The organism is Salinactinospora qingdaonensis (genome assembly GCF_039539445.1).
GTDB classification, from domain to species: domain Bacteria; phylum Actinomycetota; class Actinomycetes; order Streptosporangiales; family Streptosporangiaceae; genus Salinactinospora; species Salinactinospora qingdaonensis.
In genome coordinates this window covers 1-16,975 of record NZ_BAABDD010000003.1, presented here as the reverse complement: position 1 = coordinate 16,975, position 16,975 = coordinate 1, and the positions used below count along the sequence as shown (strand labels likewise).

Sequence of the window (16,975 nt, the reverse complement as noted above, 5' to 3'; positions counted from 1 at the left end):
CTGCTCCCCGGCTGGCTACGCTGCTTGGTATGCAGATCCGACTGGTCCAGGGCGACATCACCGAGCAGCACGTCGACGCTGTCGTCAACGCCGCCAACTCCTCCCTGCTGGGCGGGGGCGGGGTCGACGGTGCCATCCACCGCAAAGGTGGTCCCGACATCCTGCGAGAGTGCCGCGCCCTGCGCGCTTCTTCTCTACGCGACGGTCTCCCCACAGGACAGGCGGTCGCCACGACCGCGGGGCGACTGCCCGCGAGCTGGGTTATCCACACGGTCGGTCCGGTCTACAGCGCTGGCGAGGAGCGCTCGCCGCTGCTCGCCTCTTGTTACCGTGAGTCATTGCGCCTCGCCGCCGAACTCGCCGCCGAAACCATCGCCTTCCCCGCCGTGTCGGCCGGAGCATACGGCTGGCCCCTGTCCGATGCCGCTCGTGTCGCTGTACAGGCTGTGCAGGAATCGTCGATTACGCTAAGTGAAGTCCGGTTCGTCCTTTTCGACGGGCCTACCCATGCCGCCTTCGCGCGCGCGGTCACCGAACACGGATAAGCGCACCTGCACTGACCTTTAGGATCTTGACGTGTTCACCACTCTGTCCCGCCGAACCACGGTTCTGGCGGCCTCGTCACTGCTCGTCGCAACGGCAGGAATGGCCGCCACCGTAGACAACGGGGTCCCCGGCACCGACGCCAGCGTGGCGAGCGCACGCCCAGCTGCTGAGAACGAGCAGCGATCCCAGCCCCGGCACACCCTCGAACCCGCGGTACAGCCACGCCCCGGCGAGGTCGACGTGTGCGACGAATCAGGCAGCGACGACGTCCTCTGGATTCCCGACAAGGGCGCCCCCGAACGAGGGCGCCCCATTTGGGTGCACCGCCCGCCCGGCGCCGACAGCGCCGACATCCCCGTGCTCTACCTGCTGCACGGCTCCACCACTACCCACCGCACCCTCAAAAACGCCGACGTCGGCGCCCGCATGGACGAACAGATGTGCCGCGCTGGAGTGGAGTTCGTCATCGCCGCCCCCTTCGGACAGGAGGTCGGCGGCAGTGACACGGAGTGGGGCGACGCCGCCGACGGCGACTTCGCCATCGAGACCTTCGTCACCGACGCCGCCATCGACGCCGTGGAAGGCACGTACCAGCGCCCCCGCAACCTGCGCGCCATCGGCGGCTACTCCATGGGCGGCTACGGCGCCGCGGCCCTGGCACTGCGCCACCCGCGCCTGTACTCCCAAGCGGCGAGTTGGGGCGGCTACTTCAAGGTCGACGACCCCAGCGGCACCTTCGGCGACGACACCGACTCCCACGCCCCCGACCAACTGCTCGACACCCCCAAAGCCCACGACATCCGATTCTTCCTCGCTGAAGGCACCGAAGACCACACCCCCCTCCAGGAGGGCAGCATCCACGGTGAGGCCGAACGGTTCGCCGCGATGCTGCGTGAGCGCCACATGACCGTCCAAACCGCCTTTCCCCACGGCGGGCACGACTTCGAAACCTGGGAGAAGACCTACTCTCAGGCAGTGAGTTTCCTGACAGCGGGCTGGTCCACCCCCGTCCTGGCCCCCGAACCCGGCTGAACCGACCGGCGTTAGCCGCCCCCGCTGCCGTGTGCGTGGCCACGCAGCGGCCATCATTGGAACACCGCGCCTGTAGGTGCGTGTTGACCGATGTGGCATGTCGTCACCGCGTGCCGATGGACGACGGAGGGACGGACCGAAGCAGTGACGCTGCACAATCTGGGCTGGATCGGTGGGCCATCGGGCATCGACCGCGCGCCGGCGGCACCTCGCCGCGTCGCCACCATCAGCCTGCACACCTCACCCCTCGACCAGCCGGGCACTGGCGACGCCGGCGGGATGAACGTCTATATCGTCGAGGTCGCCAGGCGACTAGCCAAACGCGGTATCGCCGTGGACGTGTTCACCCGTGCCACCCGCCCCGAGCAGCCGCCCGAGGTCGAGATGGCCCCTGGCGTCACCGTCCGCCACATCCCCGCCGGCCCCTTCGGCGACCTCGACAAACACGCCCTCGCCCGCTACCTGTGCCCCTTCATCTTCGGGGTGCTGCGCGCTGAGGCTTCCAACGATCCGGGCCACTACGACCTCGTGCACGGTCACTACTGGCTGTCGGGCCGCGCCGGCATGGCCGCCGCCCACCGCTGGGGAGTCCCGTTCGTGCAGACCATGCACACCCTGGCTCGGGTCAAGAACATGTCCCTGGCCACCGGCGACACCCCCGAGCCTGAGGCCCGCGTGCGCGGCGAGGAGCACCTGGTGCGCTCCGCTGATCGCCTCGTCGCCAACACCGCCGGCGAGGCCGCCGAGCTGATCCGCTACTACGACGCCGACCCCGGCAAGGTCACCACCGTCCCCCCCGGTGTGGACCTGGAGCTGTTCACCCCGGGCTCGCGTACCGAGGCGCTACACCACCTTGGGCTGCCCTCCGACGCCGAACTGTTGCTGTTCGTCGGGCGGGTACAGCGGCTCAAAGCCCCCGATGTGCTGCTGCGTTCGGTGGCCCACCTGCTCCAGCGCGCCCCTGGCCTGCGCCAACGCCTCGTCGTGGCTATCGTGGGCGGTATGTCGGGCGCGGGGATGGGCGAGCCCGGCGAGCTGACCGAGTTGGCGCGTTCGCTGGGCATCGCCGACGTAGTCCGGTTGGAGCCGCCGCGCTCGCGCTCCGAGCTCGCGTGGTTCTATCGCGCCGCCACCGCCACAGTCGTGCCTTCCTACTCGGAGTCCTTCGGCCTGGTGGCCGTGGAGTCCCAGGCCTGCGCCACCCCCGTGGTCGCCGCCCGGGTGGGCGGGCTGCCCACGGCCGTGCGCGACGGGGTCTCCGGTGTCCTCATCGACGGCCACGACCCGCGCGACTATGCCCGGGTGCTCTACCGTGTGATCACCGATCCGGAGCGGCGCGCCAGGATGGGCGAGGCCGGTGTGCGTCACGCGGCCAGCCTGAGCTGGTCGACCACTGTGGACGGCCTGCTCGACGTCTATCGGGCGGCCCTGGGGCGCCGGCCCCTCCCCTTGGCGGCCAGCCAGTAGGCCCGCGCGGGAAACAACCGTCCTCCCCGACCACGACCGTGGCCCCGCCAGAGAGGAAGGCCCCATGCTGACACCGCAACAGGCCAACGTAGCCGAGGCCATCGAGACGGCCCTACGCGAGGCCGAGTTGGAGTTCGAGCGTCCCCGCCCCGAAGCGTTCCTGGTGACCATGCCCGGACAACGCAAGCTCAAGACCCTGGTGTGGCTCAACATCGGTTTGCACAGCCTGTTGATCAAGACGTTCTTCTGCCGTCAGCCCGACGAGAACCACGCCGAGTTCTACCGCTGGCTCACCCGCAAGAACGACGAGATGTACAGCATGGCCTTCGCCAGCGACGATGTCGGCGACGTCTACATCGTGGGGCGGGTGGCGCTGGCCGGGATCACGCCCGAGGAGGTCGATCGGCTCCTGGGGTGCGTCCTCACCTACTCTGACGACAACTTCAACGGCGCCCTTGAGCGCGGGTTCGCCTCTGCGATCCGCAAGGAGTGGCAGTGGCGCGTCGACCGTGGCCAGCAGCCCCGCAACCTGGAGGCATTCCGGCACCTCGTCGAGGAGGCGCCCGCCTCCGAATAGCAGGCGACCACTGCGGAACACCGGCGGAGACGAATGTGACCAGATTGGCCTAGACCAATCTCTGGCCCCCGGAGCGACCCTTGCCGACGACTCGCTAGGCTGGCCCCATGGGGACTCTGGTTCTACTGCGACACGGCGAAAGCGTCTGGAACGCTGAAGGATTGTTCACCGGATGGGTGGACGTCGACCTCTCGACCACGGGTGAAGAAGAGGCCCGTCGAGGCGGCTCGCTGCTGCTCGACGCCGACCTGCGACCCGACGTCGTTCACACCTCGGTGCTCAAGCGCGCGATCCGCACCGCGAACATCGCCCAAGACGCCGCCGACCTGCACTGGCTGCCGGTCAGTCGGTCCTGGCGGCTCAATGAGCGCCACTATGGCGCCCTCCAAGGCAAGAACAAGGCGCAGACCCGCGCGGAGTTCGGCGAAGAGCAGTTCATGATCTGGCGCCGCTCCTACGACACCCCGCCGCCTCCGCTGGCCGACGACGACCAGTACTCCCAGGTGGGCGACCGTCGTTACGCCGACCTCCCCCCGGAGCTGATGCCGCGCACCGAGTGCCTGGCCGACGTGGTCACGCGCATGCTGCCCTACTGGTACGACGCCATCGTCCCCCAGCTCGCCGCCGGACGTACCGTGCTCGTCGCCGCTCACGGCAACTCGCTACGTGCCCTCGTCAAGCACCTCGACGGTATCGACGACGAGACCATCGCCGGGCTCAACATTCCCACGGGCATCCCGCTGGTCTACGAGCTCAACGACGACTTCACGCCCCGCAAGACCGGTGGCGAGTACCTCGATCCCGAGGCGGCCAAGGAAGCCATTGAAGCCGTGAAGAACCAGGGAAAGAAGTAAGCCGCGTTCCATCCGGCCACCAGTTGGCCGCAAACCTGTGGCCCGGAGCCCCTAAGGGCCCGGGCCACCGTCGTATCGCGCCGCCTTAAGCGGTCGCGCGGCGGTCGTGTCCGTGACGCATCGTGAGGGGAAGGGAGGAGAAACTACTCCGCCAGCGGCTCGAACTTGTAGCCCAGGCCGCGCACCGTGACGATGAAGTTAGGGTTGCCAGGGTCGCCCTCGATCTTGGCGCGCAACCGTTTCACATGCACATCCAGCGTCTTGGTGTCGCCGACGTAGTCGGCGCCCCACACGCGGTCGATCAGTTGCATCCGAGTCAGGACCCGCCCGGCGTTGCGCAGCAGGACCTCCAACAGCTCGAATTCCTTCAGGGGAAGCTGCACGTTCTCCCCGCGTACCGTCACGACGTGGCGTTCCACGTCCATCCGCACCGGGCCCGCCTCCAGGGTCGTCGGCAGCAGTGTCTCATCCTCGCCCCGCCGCCGGAGCACGGCGCGGATGCGTGCCACCAACTCGCGCGAGGAGAAGGGCTTGGTGACGTAATCGTCGGCCCCCAACTCCAACCCCACGACCTTGTCGATCTCGCTGTCCTTGGCCGTGAGCATGATGACCGGCACATTGGACTTCTGCCGCAGGGTCCGGCAGACCTCTGTTCCGGGCAGGCCGGGCAGCATCAGGTCCAGCAGCACAAGGTCGGCTCCGGTGCGGTCAAACGTCTCCAGCGCCACCGTCCCGGTCGGCGCCACCGCGACCTCGAACCCCTCCTTGCGCAGCATGTACGACAGGGCATCACTATAGGATTCCTCGTCCTCGACGACGAGTACGCGCGTCACTGTGGTGCCTCCCGATAGGTGTTCGCATCGGAGCGAGCACGCTCCGGTGTCTCAGGCCGGGGCAGTCGCAGCGTAAACGTCGACCCCGAGCCTTCCTTGCTCCACACACTCACTTCTCCACGGTGGTGGGTCATGATGTGCTTGACGATCGCCAGGCCGAGGCCAGTGCCTCCGGTGGCCCGGCTTCGAGCGGCATCCACACGGTAGAACCGCTCGAAGATTCGCTCCAGGTCCTGTTGGGGGATGCCGATGCCCTGGTCGGCCACCCGCAGGTCCACGGTGTTCTCAGTGACCTCAGCCGAGATCGAGACGCGCGTGCGCTCAGGGCTGTAGGCCACAGCGTTGGCCACGAGGTTACGCATGGCGGTGACGAGCAGCCCTTCGTCGCCCGGAACCACCACTCCTTCGGTGCCACTGGCCATCAATTCGATTTCCTTGGAGTCGGCGGCCGTGGCCACGGCGTCGATCGCATCCTCGACGACGGCCTCGACGTCGACATCCTCAGGCTCGGCCAGGGGCTCGGCGCCTTGCAACCGCGACAGCGTGATGAGGTCCTGGATGACGCTGGTCAGTCGCGACGCTTCTTGCTGCATGCGCTCAGTGAAGCGCCGCACTGCCTCGGGGTCGTCGCTGGCGTCGGCGGTGGTCTCCGCCAACAGCGACAGCGCCCCGACCGGCGTCTTGAGTTCATGACTGATATTAGCGACGAAGTCGCGGCGCACAGCCTCGACCCGGCGTCGCTCGGTTTGGTCCTCGGCCAGTACCAGCACCAGTCCCGTGCCGCCCAGCGGCGCGACACGCACCGCGAACGACGTGACATCCGGTCCGAACTTGCGGACAGCTACCTCGATTTCGGTCTCACGGATGACGCCGTCGCGGCGTACCTGGCGAGCCAGGGCGAGTAGATCACTGATGACCAGCTCGTCGCCCCGAACGATCCCGAAGGCACGTGCGGCCGAACTCGCGCGTAGGACACGGTCGGCCGAGTCGAGGACGACCGCCGAGGACGGCAACGCGGAGAGGACTTCAGCCACTCCCGGCGGGAGTTCGGGTTGTGGGACGGGTGTGCGGGTACGACCACGGCTCGCCTCGCTTATACGAAACGCCAGACCGGCCGCCACACCAGTGACGAGTCCGACGATCCCCGCGATCGCGGCCAGCAGTTCACCTTGCACACTATCGATCGTAGGTGGGTAATGTGCTCCATTACCCCATCGATGGCTTCTTGCAACTGAGGTTCGCTGAAAGTTAACTGTTCCTTGCGGGGCCATTCAGCTTTGAAACAACGACGAATTGGGACGATCTGCTCATGCGCGATACCTATCATGAGGACCTCGATGCCCTCGGTGAACGGCTCATCGAGATGGCCCGCTTTGCGCGGCACGCGATGGAGCGTGCCACCACGGCGCTGCTTGAGGCCGATCTCAACGCCGCCCAAGAGGTGATCTCCGAGGACGACGCGCTCAACGACATCGATGAGGAGATCGAGCGTGTTGCCTTCGATCTGATGGCCCGCCAGCAGCCAGTCGCGCAAGATCTGCGAATGATCATCACTGCGCTGCACATGTCCGGTGATCTGGAACGGATGGGCGACCTCGCGGTCCACCTCGCCAAGACCGCGCGGCGGCGCCATCCCGAATCGGCCATCCCCCCTGAACTGAGAACCATCGTCACCGACATGGGTCAACAAGCCGATGTGTTGGTGGCCAAGGCAGGGGAGGTCCTGAGCAAGCGCGACGTCGACCTCGCGCTGCAACTTGAGCAAGACGACGACAAAATGGATGAGCTGCACCGGCGCATGCTCACCCGTATTCTCGACCCTGATTGGCAGCACAGCGTCGAGTCCACCATCGACATCACGCTGGCCGGTCGGTTCTACGAGCGCTTCGGGGACCACGCTGTCCACGTGGCCAATCACCTGGTGTATATGGTCACGGGCGAGAAGCCCGACGATTTCGACCGCGAGATCTAACGAGATCTACGGGGAGCGCTTCCGCTCCAACGCCGCGTCTGGGGGAGGTTTCCGGCCGGCGTGCCCCCCACGCACCCACCTGAAACCACTGTCTCAGCCTATGGAACACTTCTCCGCGGCTTTGTCAAGACCCGAATTGCTGTGTTGACCTGCGCCTTCGTAAACCGAATAGGTACGTTAAGTCGTGGATTCGTGGTACCCTGGAGTTAGCGGAAGGGGTACTTGCCACATGACTTTCAAGGTCGGCGACACCGTTGTCTACCCCCATCATGGGGCTGCTCGTATTGAGTCAATCGAGACTCGCATCATTAAGGGTAAGGAAAAGACCTACCTCGTTCTGAAGGTCGACAAGGGCGATCTCACGGTTCGGGTGCCGGCTGACAACGCCCAGGAAGTCGGCGTCCGTGACGTGGTCGGTCAAGACGGCCTGGACCGTGTCTTCGAGGTGCTGCGTGCGCCGCACACCGAGGAGCCCACCAACTGGTCGCGGCGGTACAAGGCAAATCTGGAGAAGCTCGCTTCGGGCGATGTCAACAAAGTCGCCGAAGTCGTGCGCGATCTGTGGCGTCGCGATAAAGAGCGCGGTCTTTCTGCCGGGGAAAAGCGAATGCTCGCTAAAGCTCGTCAAATATTGGTTAGTGAACTCGCCCTCGCAGAAAAGACCAACGAGGACAAAGCCGAGGCACTTCTCGACGAAGTTCTCACGGACTAACAGAATTCCATTATGCATGCCATGCCACGGGTGGGCGTCGGAACCGACGTCCACCCATTTACGTCTGGGCGTCCCCTTTTTCTTGCCGGTTTGGAATGGCCGGGCGAGGATGGTGTCAGCGGTCACTCCGACGGCGACGTCGCCGCACACGCAGCCTGTGACGCCCTGTTTTCAGCCTGTGGCTTGGGTGATCTGGGGGGCCAGTTCGGCACGTCCGCACCCGAATGGGACGGTGCCTCCGGAGTCGAACTGCTCACCGCCGCCGCCCGTCTGGTCCGCGCCGCGGGATACGAGATCGGCAACATCGCCATCCAGGTCATCGGTAACCGTCCGAAATTCGCGCCACGGCGTGACACGGCCGAGAAGGTCCTCTCGGAGGCCGTGGGAGCGCCGGTGACGGTTTCAGCCACCACGACCGACGGTCTGGGGCTCACCGGCAGAGGTGAGGGGATCGCCGCGGTAGCCACGGCGTTGTGCATGCCCACGCTTCCCGAGTGACCACGGGCCCGCGCCGCCACCGGTGACGACTTACTCCGGTTCCTCCCCGTCAGGTGGGGTAGGGCCGCTACGCACGTCGGCCGAGGGCGGCGGCTCGACGGTCACCTCCGAGCCGTTTCGGCGGCGCGGCTTGCGCATCATCGGGCGTTTGCGCATGCGCGGCGCAGCCGAGGAATGTGCCGTTCCCGTCGCCTGTGCCGCTTCGGCCGTATGCGGATCGGCTTCTCGCGCCGGTTCGCCCTCTTCACTCTCTTCGGCACTCTCTTCGGCCTCACTGTCGGCTGGAGCGGTGCTCCCCGTGGCCGTGCCGCTGTCATCGTCGGCCGAGTCCGCGGCCTCCGCGCGTTCTCCGGTCTCGCCCGGGGCCTCCGGCGCTGCGGTGTCGGCCGGGTCGTCGCCGTGCCCGGCGTGGTCCGCCTCGTGGTCGGTCTTGCTCACCAGGGGAGAGGAGGGAACCGCTGCCGCCCGCTTGATCTGGCCGCCGCCTTCGTCACGCCTGCGCTTGGGCAGTTCCGGCCCTTCCGCCCCCTCCGATGGGGCTTCGGGCGGGTGGCGGTCGGCGCCCGCCTCGCCGGCGGCCGTAGCCATGGGCTCCGTCGCGGCGAGATCGTCTCCGGCGTCCTCGCTCCCGGTTTCGGGCTCGGGGAAGAGTGGCGGGGCCTCGGCGGGGTTGGGGTCCCAGTCGACCTCAGCCGGCGGGGCGGGGGTCCGTTCAGGCGCAGGTGTCGGGCGAGCCGGGGGTGGCCGTCGCGCCGGCTGCTGCGGCTGCCGCCGGGTGGGGCGCCGTCGGGATTTGCCCGAGGAGCGGCGGTCCTCCCGGAGGTGGACGACGATCCACATCCAACAGCGGAAGGCGATGAGCAGCGCCCCCCATGGAGCTACGGCCACGAGGACCGCGGCGACGGGCCCGGCCAGTTCGTAGTCCATCGACCCCATCGCGCTGGCCAGCGCGGCGATGCTGATCAGCCCCAGGACCAGCGCGTCGATCCAGGTGCGCCGGCGGCGGGGCGCGTCGCGCAGCAGATACGTCGCCGCGAAGGTGAAGACCAGCAGCAGTGTGAACACAGCCGGGTAGAGGTGGGCCAGTCCAGGGGTGATACCACCGGTGATCGCGATCTGGTAGATGCCGGTGTAGGAGAGCACGACAGCGCAGGCGGCGATCACCAGCACGCCCAGACCCGTCAGCGCGATGGTGCGCCGACGCTGGACACCACCGTTGCGGGGGGTGGGGCGGGCGCCGGTGGATTCGGAGGAAGGATGACGGCCCATCGTGGGTAGCAGGGTAACCCAACAAAGGTGACGAACACGAGGTTCTGTCCGAAATTAGGTATAATGTCGGATGAACATCTCTACCGGGGGCGAGCATAACCGAACATCGTGACCGATTTTCCTGGTTAATGCCGTGACGATGCGCCGGAACGTGGCCAAAAGCACACCCATTTTTCCCAGTTGGATGCTCTGATACGGCCATCCGTTTTAGGTGCTGCCGGTCTCTCGCCCGCCTGCCTCACGTGGCTCCGGCAGTAAGAAATGCTCCACGAAAGGCAACAGCGGCGGTAAACCCGCTGCTTCTCGGCCGTAGCCGGCTCCTGGCCGGTCACCCCGCCTTGTGCGAAGGGTGGTTTTGGCGTCACCGATCCAGCGCGGGCCACAGAACAGCTACCCTTGGGGCCGTGAGTCTCCGCTTCTATGACACCCGCGCCCGCAGCGTCCGCGACTTCGCCCCTCTGCGCGAGGGGCGCGTCTCGCTGTACCTGTGTGGTGCCACGGTACAGGCGGCGCCCCACATCGGCCACATCCGCTCCGGAGTGAATTTCGACATCCTGCGGCGGTGGCTTACTTACCTGGGCTACGAGGTCACCTTCTGCCGCAACGTCACCGACATCGACGACAAAATCCTCAACATCGCCAGCGATGAGGGCGTCGAGTGGTGGGCGGTCAGCGAACGTAACCAGCGCGCGTTCACCTGGGCCTACGATGTGCTCGGCTGCCTGCCGCCCTCGGTGGAGCCGCGCGCCACGGGCCACATCCCGGAGATGATCGAACTCATGGGCCGGCTCATCGACAAGGGCCACGCCTATCCGGCCGGCGACGGCTCCGGCGACGTCTACTTCGACGTCCTTTCTTTTCCCCGTTACGGCGAACTGTCCAATCAGCGTGTCGACCAGATGCGCGGCGCCGGCGACACCGACGACGAACGGGCCAAGCGCGACCCCCGCGACTTCGCGCTGTGGAAGGGCGCGCGGCCGGGTGAGCCGAGTTGGGACACTCCCTGGGGGCGGGGGCGGCCGGGATGGCACCTGGAGTGCTCGGCCATGTCCACCAAGTACCTCGGCCCCACCTTCGACATCCACGGCGGCGGGGTCGACCTCCTGTTCCCGCACCACGAGAACGAGTTGGCCCAGTCCAACGCCGCGGGCGACGGGTTCGCCCGCTACTGGCTGCACAACGGCATGCTCACGATGAGCGGCGAGAAGATGAGCAAGTCGCTGGGAAATTCGCTGCTCATCCCCGACCTTGTCCGCAGAGTGCGCCCTGTGGAGCTGCGCTACTACCTCGCCCAGGCGCAGTACCGCTCGGTCATCGACTTCTCAGAGGAGGCGCTCCAGGAGGCTGCGTCGGCCTTCCAACGTGTCGAGGGCTTCCTCACCCGTGCCGTCGAGATCGCCGGCACGGTGGCCCCGGCCGCCCAGGTACCGACGGAGTTCGCCGCGGCGCTCAACGACGACCTCAACGTTTCCCAAGGGCTGGCCACGCTGCACGGCCAGGTACGCGAAGGCAACGCCGCCCTCACCGAGGGCGCCAAGGAGCAGGCCGCCCGGTGCGCCGCGAACGTGCGCGCGATGCTGGGGGTTCTTGGGCTCGACCCGCTCGCCCACCCGTGGGTCGACAGCCGCGAGACCGGGCTACGCGAGGTGGTCGACGCTTTGGTCTCGGTCGCGCTAGAGCAGCGTCAAGCGGCGCGGGCCCGCAAGGACTACGCTGCCGCCGACGCGATCCGCGACCAACTCACCCAGGCCGGGATCGTGGTCGAGGACACGCCGCACGGGCCGCGATGGGAACTCAGGCGTAACTAGAACAAGGAGCCACGCCTCACCACAAGGGGGACGCGGCAGTGGCTTCCGCCCGACCGTCTGCACGTGGCGGCGGGCGCGCGGGAAGGGCACCCACCGGGTGGACCGGGCCGCGAGACATCGCGCCGCCACAGGCGCGGATGGCCTACGTAACGGGAGGACGATTCCCATGCCCTCGAAGAACAGCAAGAAGGGCCCCACGAAGGGCACGGGCGGCAAGGGCAAGCGCGCGCTCCAAGGGAAGAAGACGACGCTTCCCAAGGAACAACGCCACTGGTACGAGGCCAAGCAGCGCTCGCGCGCGGCCAACCGGTCACCCCAGCAGCACCCGGCTTCCGCCGGCCGTGGCGCCGGCGGCTCGCGCAGTGGGCCCGGCTCTGGCGGGCAGGAGCTCCTCGTGGGGCGCAACCCCGTGGTCGAGGCCCTGCGTGCCGGCATGCCCGCACGGCGGTTGTTCATCGTCAACAGCCTCGACGCCGACGAGCGCATCACCGAGGCCGCCAAGCTGGCCGGCGCGGCTGACCTCGACATCTCCGAGGTCAGCCGCGCCGAGCTGGACCGCCGTTGCGACAGCAACGGCCAACCCGGCGCCGCTCACCAAGGCATCGCGCTCCAGGTGCTGCCCTACAGCTACAAGAGCGACACCGAACTGCTCGACATCGCCACCGCAGCCGAGAGCCCGCCGTTGCTCGTGGCGCTCGACAGCGTCACCGATCCGCACAATTTGGGGGCGGTCGCCCGCTCCGCCGCGGCCTTCGGCGCGCACGGTCTGCTGATCCCCGAGCGCCGGGCCGCAGGCGTTACAGCGGCGGCGTGGAAGACCTCGGCCGGTACGCTCGCCCGCCTTCCGGTCGCCCAGGCCACCAACCTGACGCGGGCGCTTCGCGCCTACAAGAAGGCCGGCCTGTTCGTTGCCGGGTTGGATGCCGGTGGCGACACGGCATTGGCGGAGTTGGACCTGGCCACCGGCCCGTTGGTCCTGGTGATCGGTTCGGAGGGCAAAGGGCTGTCGCGTCTGGTGCGTGAGACTTGTGACGCTGTGGCCGGCATCCCGATCACCGGCGCCGAGTCCCTCAACGCCTCCGTCGCCGCCGGCGTCGCCCTCTATGAAGTGATCCGTCGCCGTTCGGCACTGGAGTAGCCGCGGAACCGGTAGGATTCGTAACTGGTGTTACGGCATCGGCCGGCGTAGCTCAATCGGCAGAGCAGCCGCCTTGTAAGCGGCAGGTTAGGGGTTCAAATCCCCTCGCCGGCTCTCTTCCTCCTTTTCCTCGCAGGTCAGACCACCAAGCGCAACGGCCACCCGGAGCGCTTCCGGATGGCCGTTGCACATTCATTGCACACCGCGTCAGGCGGCGTCGCGCCGTTGGAGTTGGGCCAGGTGCTCGGAGCGCTTGGCGCCCAGGGCGTCGGCCACCTCGTCAAGACGATCCGGCCACAGGTGGCCGTAGGTGTCGAGCGTGATACTGGGTTTGCGGTGCCCCAGCATCGTTTGGACCACGTAGACGTCCGCCCCGGCGGCGATCGCCAGTGACGCCGCCGTGTGCCGGAGCTTGTGGGGTGTGAGCCCGCGTCCAGTCAGCCCAGCGTTCGTCACGGCCTTGTTGAAGACCCGGGGGCGCCAGTTCCGTAGCCAGATCGGCCCGCCCCGGGCAGCGGTGAACACCAGGTCCTCGCAGGAGCGGCCATCGACCAGGTCCGCGAGTTCCCCGACGAGGAAGGCCGGAACGGGCACGGAACGCACTTCCCCCTTCTTGGGGCGTCCCAGCGTCAGCTTCCCCTTGTTGTCCTTGTACGCCCGGTCGATGTGGGCACGGCGGGTTTCGAGGTCCAGCCGCCCCACTGTCAGGGCCGAGACTTCCGACCAGCGCAGCCCCGTGTAGGCCAGGAAGCGAATCACCGTCCCGTGAGGTCCCGAGGCGAGCGCCAGCCGTTCCGCCTCCACATGGGAGAGGTAGACGTGGTCACGAGGGGGTAGCTTCGGAAGGGGTACGCCCCTCGCCGGGTTCCTGCCGATGTACTCGCTCTTCACCGCCCATTCCATGACCGAGAGCAGCACCAGGTGAACCCCCCGGATCGTGGCGGGGCTGATCGGGTCGTCCCCCTTGCCTTTCCGAGGGTCAGCCTGGAGTGCGAGCACCCAGTCAACGACGTCCTGGTACCGCACTGCCGAAACCGGAGTGGTTCCCCAGCGGGGGAGAACGTAGTTGTCCAGGTGGTCGCGGTAGAGGTCCCGTGACCCCTGTTCCAGGTCGGTTTTGGCGCTCCACCAGGCTTCCGCGATCACGCCTACCGACACCTTGCTGAGCGCGGGATCACGGTAGGAGCCGTCAGCCAACTGGTTTTCGATCTCGGCTTGGCGCTTCTCGGCTTGCGGTTTCTTCTTGAACGTGCCCCCGCTCTTCATCCGGCCGGCGGGATCGTAGTAGCGGACGAGCCAGCGCGCCGGGGGTGTGCGTTTGGCTTGCTTGGCTTTGGCGACCGCTTCGCGGTACTGCTTGTCCTGCGTTCGGTCGTAGACCCAGGCCCGCGCCATTGTGGTTTCCTTCCGTCGGGGGAGTGGTCAGGGCTGTCGCAGGACCCAGGCACGGACTTCCGCAGGGTCATAGCGCAGGTGTCGGCCGATGCGATGCGAGGGAGGCCCCACCTCCAGGTAGCGCCACTGGTAAAGCGTTTTGGCGGGTACGCCGAGGAACGCGGCGGTGTCCTTGACCGACCACAGGGAGGGCGCTTTGTGTGGTCGGGTGACGGCGCTGGTCGAGCCCTCGTCACCGACGCCGGTTGTGGTGGGTGTGGTCACGTGGCCCCCGTTGCCGAAAGTTCGCTGTTTCTGCTTTGTCGCGCGGCGTCGAGCTGTGCGCGTCGGTTGAGGGTGTCGCCCACGGCGCGTAAGAGGCGGTGTTCGCGGGGAGGGACGTCGGGATCGGTGGGGCGGGCGAGTTCCCACACCTGGCGGTTGCCGGCCATGTGCAGCGGCACCGCAGCACCGCCCGAGGCCCCGGAGGACGCCGGGGACGGCGCCGAGCCCGTGTTGGAGTCGTCAGGCTCTTCGTTGGGGTTGACGCCGAGTTGGTCCAGCACCCAGGCCAGTCGGTCGGCGCGGTGGTCGGCCAGGGTTTTGTTGGACCATTTGCGTGAGACCAGGACCCGGCGTCCGGCATAGCCGAGGTGTTGGCGTTTGTGGGCTTTGGAGCGGCAGAACCCGGGGCGCATGCCGGCTTTGGGGGTGGCTGGTTGGATGCCGTAGCGCAGCCAGTTCGCACACGTGGGTGCGCAGGGTTCGAAGCGCAGGGCTTCCACGAGGCGGTCCACGTGGCGTTGTTGGGCGTCGGTGTCGACGGTGTGGCAGTCGGCGACGTCTTTGGTGAGGTATTTGGCCAGGTAGCGCACACACCGGTCGGCATCCGCCGATCCGGCCACCACGCCTTTGGCGTCGACCTGGCGGCCGAAGCGGCACACGTGCATGGGTTGGGCGTTGGGGTCGGCATCCAGGGCGTCGAGGGCCTCATCCCAGGTGGGCAGCACTTCCCCCGTCGAGGGGTCGACATAGTGTCCGGTTGCTTCGTCGAAGACCGGTAGGTGCTCGCCCTCGTACTTCACCGTGTCGGCGGTGGGCCACCACACTTGGTGGTAGGTGGCTGCGGCGATCTGGCGCAGTTCCGCCCGGGGCAGGGTGCCCCTGATGGCTATGTGCACATGGGGCGCCAAACGGCGTTGGGGTTCGACGGTGGCGAAGTACTGCACGTCGAAGCCGGCCACCCGCCTAAGGTTTTGCACGAAGCGGTCGATGAGCTTGGAGAAGTGCAGCGCATCGCGGGCGGTGCGCCGGTAGTCATAGCTGCCCGGGTCGACCGGGGTGCCGTCGCTTTTGACCCGGCCGTAGGAGTCACACGTGAGCGTGACGAACAGCGAGGGCCGAAACGTCGTGCCGGTGGCCGGGTCGTGGAAGGTGCGCCCGAGGGTGCGCCGGTTGCTGGGCCGCTTGGGCAGCTCGGGGGCGTCTTGGCGCCGTTTGGTGGAGCGCACCCGCCGCGAACCCCCCGCCGTCGAGGAGGAGGGGGTGAGCGAGCCCCGCAGCCCGGAGGCCGCGATCTGGCTGTCCAGCTCGGCGATGGCCCCATCCACCTCAGCCAGGTGGCCGGGATCGAGGTCGCCGGAGGCCGCCAAATGGTCGCGTTCAGCGGTGATCTGGGCGCGTTGTTCGACCCAGGCCCGCTGCTGTCCACGCGGTTCGTTCGGGGCGATGGTCGGTTCTTGGGCCAGGTGCCAGCCCTCTTCGCACTGTGTGCGCCGAATCGAGCGCTTGCGCTTGGCACAGGCGGGACAGCGCGATTCCAGGGTGGCGCCGCAGGGCACGTCGACGATCTCCGAGGTGCCGGTGTCGAGGTTGGTGCGCCGCAGCGAGACGGGCCGGATGCACACCCCTGTGTCGGCGGCGACCTGTTCGGCCACCTCGCGCGCCAGGGGTTGGGCCATCCGCTCGACCCGCGTGGACTTCCCCGTCGGAGTCGGCATTAGTGCCCCACCTCCGCATCCGAGCCCGCCGCATCACCCGACGGGGCCGAACCCGCCGAGGCCGCCATGCCACTGGCCACAGTGGCCCCATCCCCGGACCCGGCCAGGGTGGTCAACGGCACTGTGTGCCCCGAGGTGGCCGAATCGGTGGCCGAACCATCCGATGCGGCCGAACCGGCTGAGTCGGCCGAACTGGCCGAGTCGGTGGCCGGGGTGGTCGAGGTGTGGGTGGCTGTCATGTGGTCGATGTCGTCATCGGAGACGTAGGCCGCCCGGACCCGCACCGGGGCGGGCGAGCCCTCCAGTCGCACGAAGGCCACCCCGGGAAGGTCGGGATCGATCAGGTGGGCGTTGGCGCCCCGCTCGCGTGCGCCCTCGCCCAAGACCATGTCGACCTGGCTGGCTTCATCGAGGCGCAGGGCGATCTTGTCGGGGAACAGGTTGCGCAGGTTCAACACCTCCTTGCGCGGGTCTTGCAAGGCTGCCAGCACGGCCAGGCCGACCGACCGGCCCTGTGAAGTGAGGGTGGCCAGGGCGTTTTCGGCGCGGCGGCGCACGTCGCGGTCGGGGTGGTAGGCGGTCAGGAAGGCGACCTCATCGACCACGACCACGATGAAGGGGTCATCGACGCTGGGGGTGTGGCCCCGCTTGGTGCCGGCGTAGCGCGCGGCCCGCTCGTGCATCGTGGCCACCGCCGCTTCCAGCAGCTCCAACGCGGTTTCGCCCGTGTCGGCATAGGCCGCGAACAGCGGCCGTCCATAGGACAGCTCCATGCGTTTGGGGTCGATGGCCCACACCTGCGCTGTGCCCGTGCTGAGGGCGGGCAGCATGGCGCGGATGGCCGACCAGATCACCGAGCCCTTGCCCGATCCGGTCACCCCGATGGTCAGCACGT

The 16,975-nt window shown here is 67.7% G+C and carries 16 protein-coding genes, 1 tRNA gene and 1 pseudogene; 11 read left to right on the top strand and 7 right to left on the bottom strand.

Going from position 1 to position 16,975, the window contains the following annotated elements:
• Positions 1–29: 29 nt before the first annotated feature.
• From ABD848_RS03940 to ABD848_RS03920, 5 genes are all read left to right on the top strand, one after another.
• Positions 30–545 (top strand): O-acetyl-ADP-ribose deacetylase, encoded by a 516-nt coding sequence (locus ABD848_RS03940; protein ID WP_344967393.1) that lies wholly within the window; start codon positions 30–32, stop codon positions 543–545.
• 31 nt (positions 546–576) lie between these two features.
• The gene (locus ABD848_RS03935) at positions 577–1,578 is read left to right on the top strand and encodes an alpha/beta hydrolase (protein WP_344967391.1); all 1,002 of its coding nucleotides are present in this window, start codon (positions 577–579) and stop codon (positions 1,576–1,578) included.
• Between the two features lie 150 nt (positions 1,579–1,728).
• Entirely contained in the window at positions 1,729–3,045 is a 1,317-nt protein-coding gene (mshA, locus tag ABD848_RS03930) for a D-inositol-3-phosphate glycosyltransferase (protein WP_425567441.1), read from the top strand.
• Positions 3,046–3,109: 64 nt separating this feature from the next.
• A complete protein-coding gene (locus tag ABD848_RS03925) occupies positions 3,110–3,622 on the top strand; it encodes a type III secretion system chaperone family protein (RefSeq protein WP_344967389.1) in 513 nt (170 codons plus the stop codon).
• Between the two features lie 107 nt (positions 3,623–3,729).
• Positions 3,730–4,476 (top strand): phosphoglyceromutase, encoded by a 747-nt coding sequence (locus ABD848_RS03920; RefSeq protein ID WP_344967387.1) that lies wholly within the window; start codon positions 3,730–3,732, stop codon positions 4,474–4,476.
• A gap of 143 nt (positions 4,477–4,619) precedes the next feature.
• Here ABD848_RS03920 and ABD848_RS03915 read toward each other — a convergent pair whose 3' ends face one another.
• Together ABD848_RS03915 and ABD848_RS03910 are read right to left on the bottom strand one after the other, a co-directional pair.
• Positions 4,620–5,309 carry a response regulator transcription factor gene (locus tag ABD848_RS03915; RefSeq protein ID WP_344967385.1) on the bottom strand — a complete coding sequence of 230 codons (690 nt, stop codon included), beginning with the start codon at positions 5,307–5,309 and terminating at the stop codon, positions 4,620–4,622.
• A complete protein-coding gene (locus tag ABD848_RS03910; RefSeq protein WP_425567440.1) occupies positions 5,306–6,460 on the bottom strand; it encodes a sensor histidine kinase in 1,155 nt (384 codons plus the stop codon). The genes ABD848_RS03915 and ABD848_RS03910 overlap by 4 nt, the downstream gene beginning before the upstream one ends.
• A gap of 158 nt (positions 6,461–6,618) precedes the next feature.
• On the opposite strand from ABD848_RS03910, the gene phoU reads away from it, so the two are divergent.
• The 3 genes from phoU to ispF all read left to right on the top strand — a co-directional run bounded on the left by phoU (position 6,619) and on the right by ispF (position 8,491).
• The gene (phoU, locus tag ABD848_RS03905; protein WP_344967381.1) at positions 6,619–7,281 is read left to right on the top strand and encodes a phosphate signaling complex protein PhoU; all 663 of its coding nucleotides are present in this window, start codon (positions 6,619–6,621) and stop codon (positions 7,279–7,281) included.
• A gap of 229 nt (positions 7,282–7,510) precedes the next feature.
• Positions 7,511–7,993, top strand: a complete 483-nt coding sequence (locus ABD848_RS03900; protein WP_344967379.1) for a CarD family transcriptional regulator — start codon at positions 7,511–7,513, stop codon at positions 7,991–7,993.
• 21 nt (positions 7,994–8,014) lie between these two features.
• Positions 8,015–8,491 carry a 2-C-methyl-D-erythritol 2,4-cyclodiphosphate synthase gene (ispF, locus tag ABD848_RS03895; RefSeq protein WP_344967947.1) on the top strand — a complete coding sequence of 159 codons (477 nt, stop codon included), beginning with the start codon at positions 8,015–8,017 and terminating at the stop codon, positions 8,489–8,491.
• A gap of 30 nt (positions 8,492–8,521) precedes the next feature.
• Here the strand turns inward: ispF and ABD848_RS03890 are convergent, their stop codons facing one another.
• Complete coding sequence (locus ABD848_RS03890; protein WP_344967377.1) at positions 8,522–9,760, bottom strand: DUF2637 domain-containing protein; 1,239 nt, start codon at positions 9,758–9,760, stop codon at positions 8,522–8,524.
• Positions 9,761–10,164: 404 nt separating this feature from the next.
• Between ABD848_RS03890 and cysS the strand changes: the two genes are divergently transcribed.
• The 3 genes from cysS to ABD848_RS03875 all read left to right on the top strand — a co-directional run bounded on the left by cysS (position 10,165) and on the right by ABD848_RS03875 (position 12,820).
• Entirely contained in the window at positions 10,165–11,568 is a 1,404-nt protein-coding gene (cysS, locus tag ABD848_RS03885; RefSeq protein WP_344967375.1) for a cysteine--tRNA ligase, read from the top strand.
• A 166-nt stretch (positions 11,569–11,734) separates the two neighbouring features.
• The gene (gene rlmB / locus ABD848_RS03880; RefSeq protein ID WP_344967373.1) at positions 11,735–12,706 is read left to right on the top strand and encodes a 23S rRNA (guanosine(2251)-2'-O)-methyltransferase RlmB; all 972 of its coding nucleotides are present in this window, start codon (positions 11,735–11,737) and stop codon (positions 12,704–12,706) included.
• Between the two features lie 41 nt (positions 12,707–12,747).
• A tRNA-Thr gene (locus ABD848_RS03875) sits at positions 12,748–12,820 on the top strand.
• 93 nt (positions 12,821–12,913) lie between these two features.
• Here ABD848_RS03875 and ABD848_RS03870 read toward each other — a convergent pair.
• The 4 genes and pseudogenes from ABD848_RS03870 to ABD848_RS03855 all read right to left on the bottom strand — a co-directional run.
• Positions 12,914–14,101 carry a tyrosine-type recombinase/integrase gene (locus ABD848_RS03870; RefSeq protein WP_344967371.1) on the bottom strand — a complete coding sequence of 396 codons (1,188 nt, stop codon included), beginning with the start codon at positions 14,099–14,101 and terminating at the stop codon, positions 12,914–12,916.
• Between the two features lie 27 nt (positions 14,102–14,128).
• The gene (locus tag ABD848_RS03865) at positions 14,129–14,365 is read right to left on the bottom strand and encodes a helix-turn-helix domain-containing protein (RefSeq protein ID WP_425567426.1); all 237 of its coding nucleotides are present in this window, start codon (positions 14,363–14,365) and stop codon (positions 14,129–14,131) included.
• On the bottom strand, positions 14,362–16,080 hold the full coding sequence (locus ABD848_RS03860; RefSeq protein ID WP_344967369.1) for a replication initiator: 1,719 nt from the start codon (positions 16,078–16,080) through the stop codon (positions 14,362–14,364). Before ABD848_RS03860 ends, ABD848_RS03865 begins: the two co-directional genes overlap by 4 nt.
• Positions 16,080–16,975, bottom strand: a pseudogene (locus tag ABD848_RS03855) (hypothetical protein); the annotation flags it as partial. The gene ABD848_RS03860 and the pseudogene ABD848_RS03855, both read right to left, overlap by 1 nt.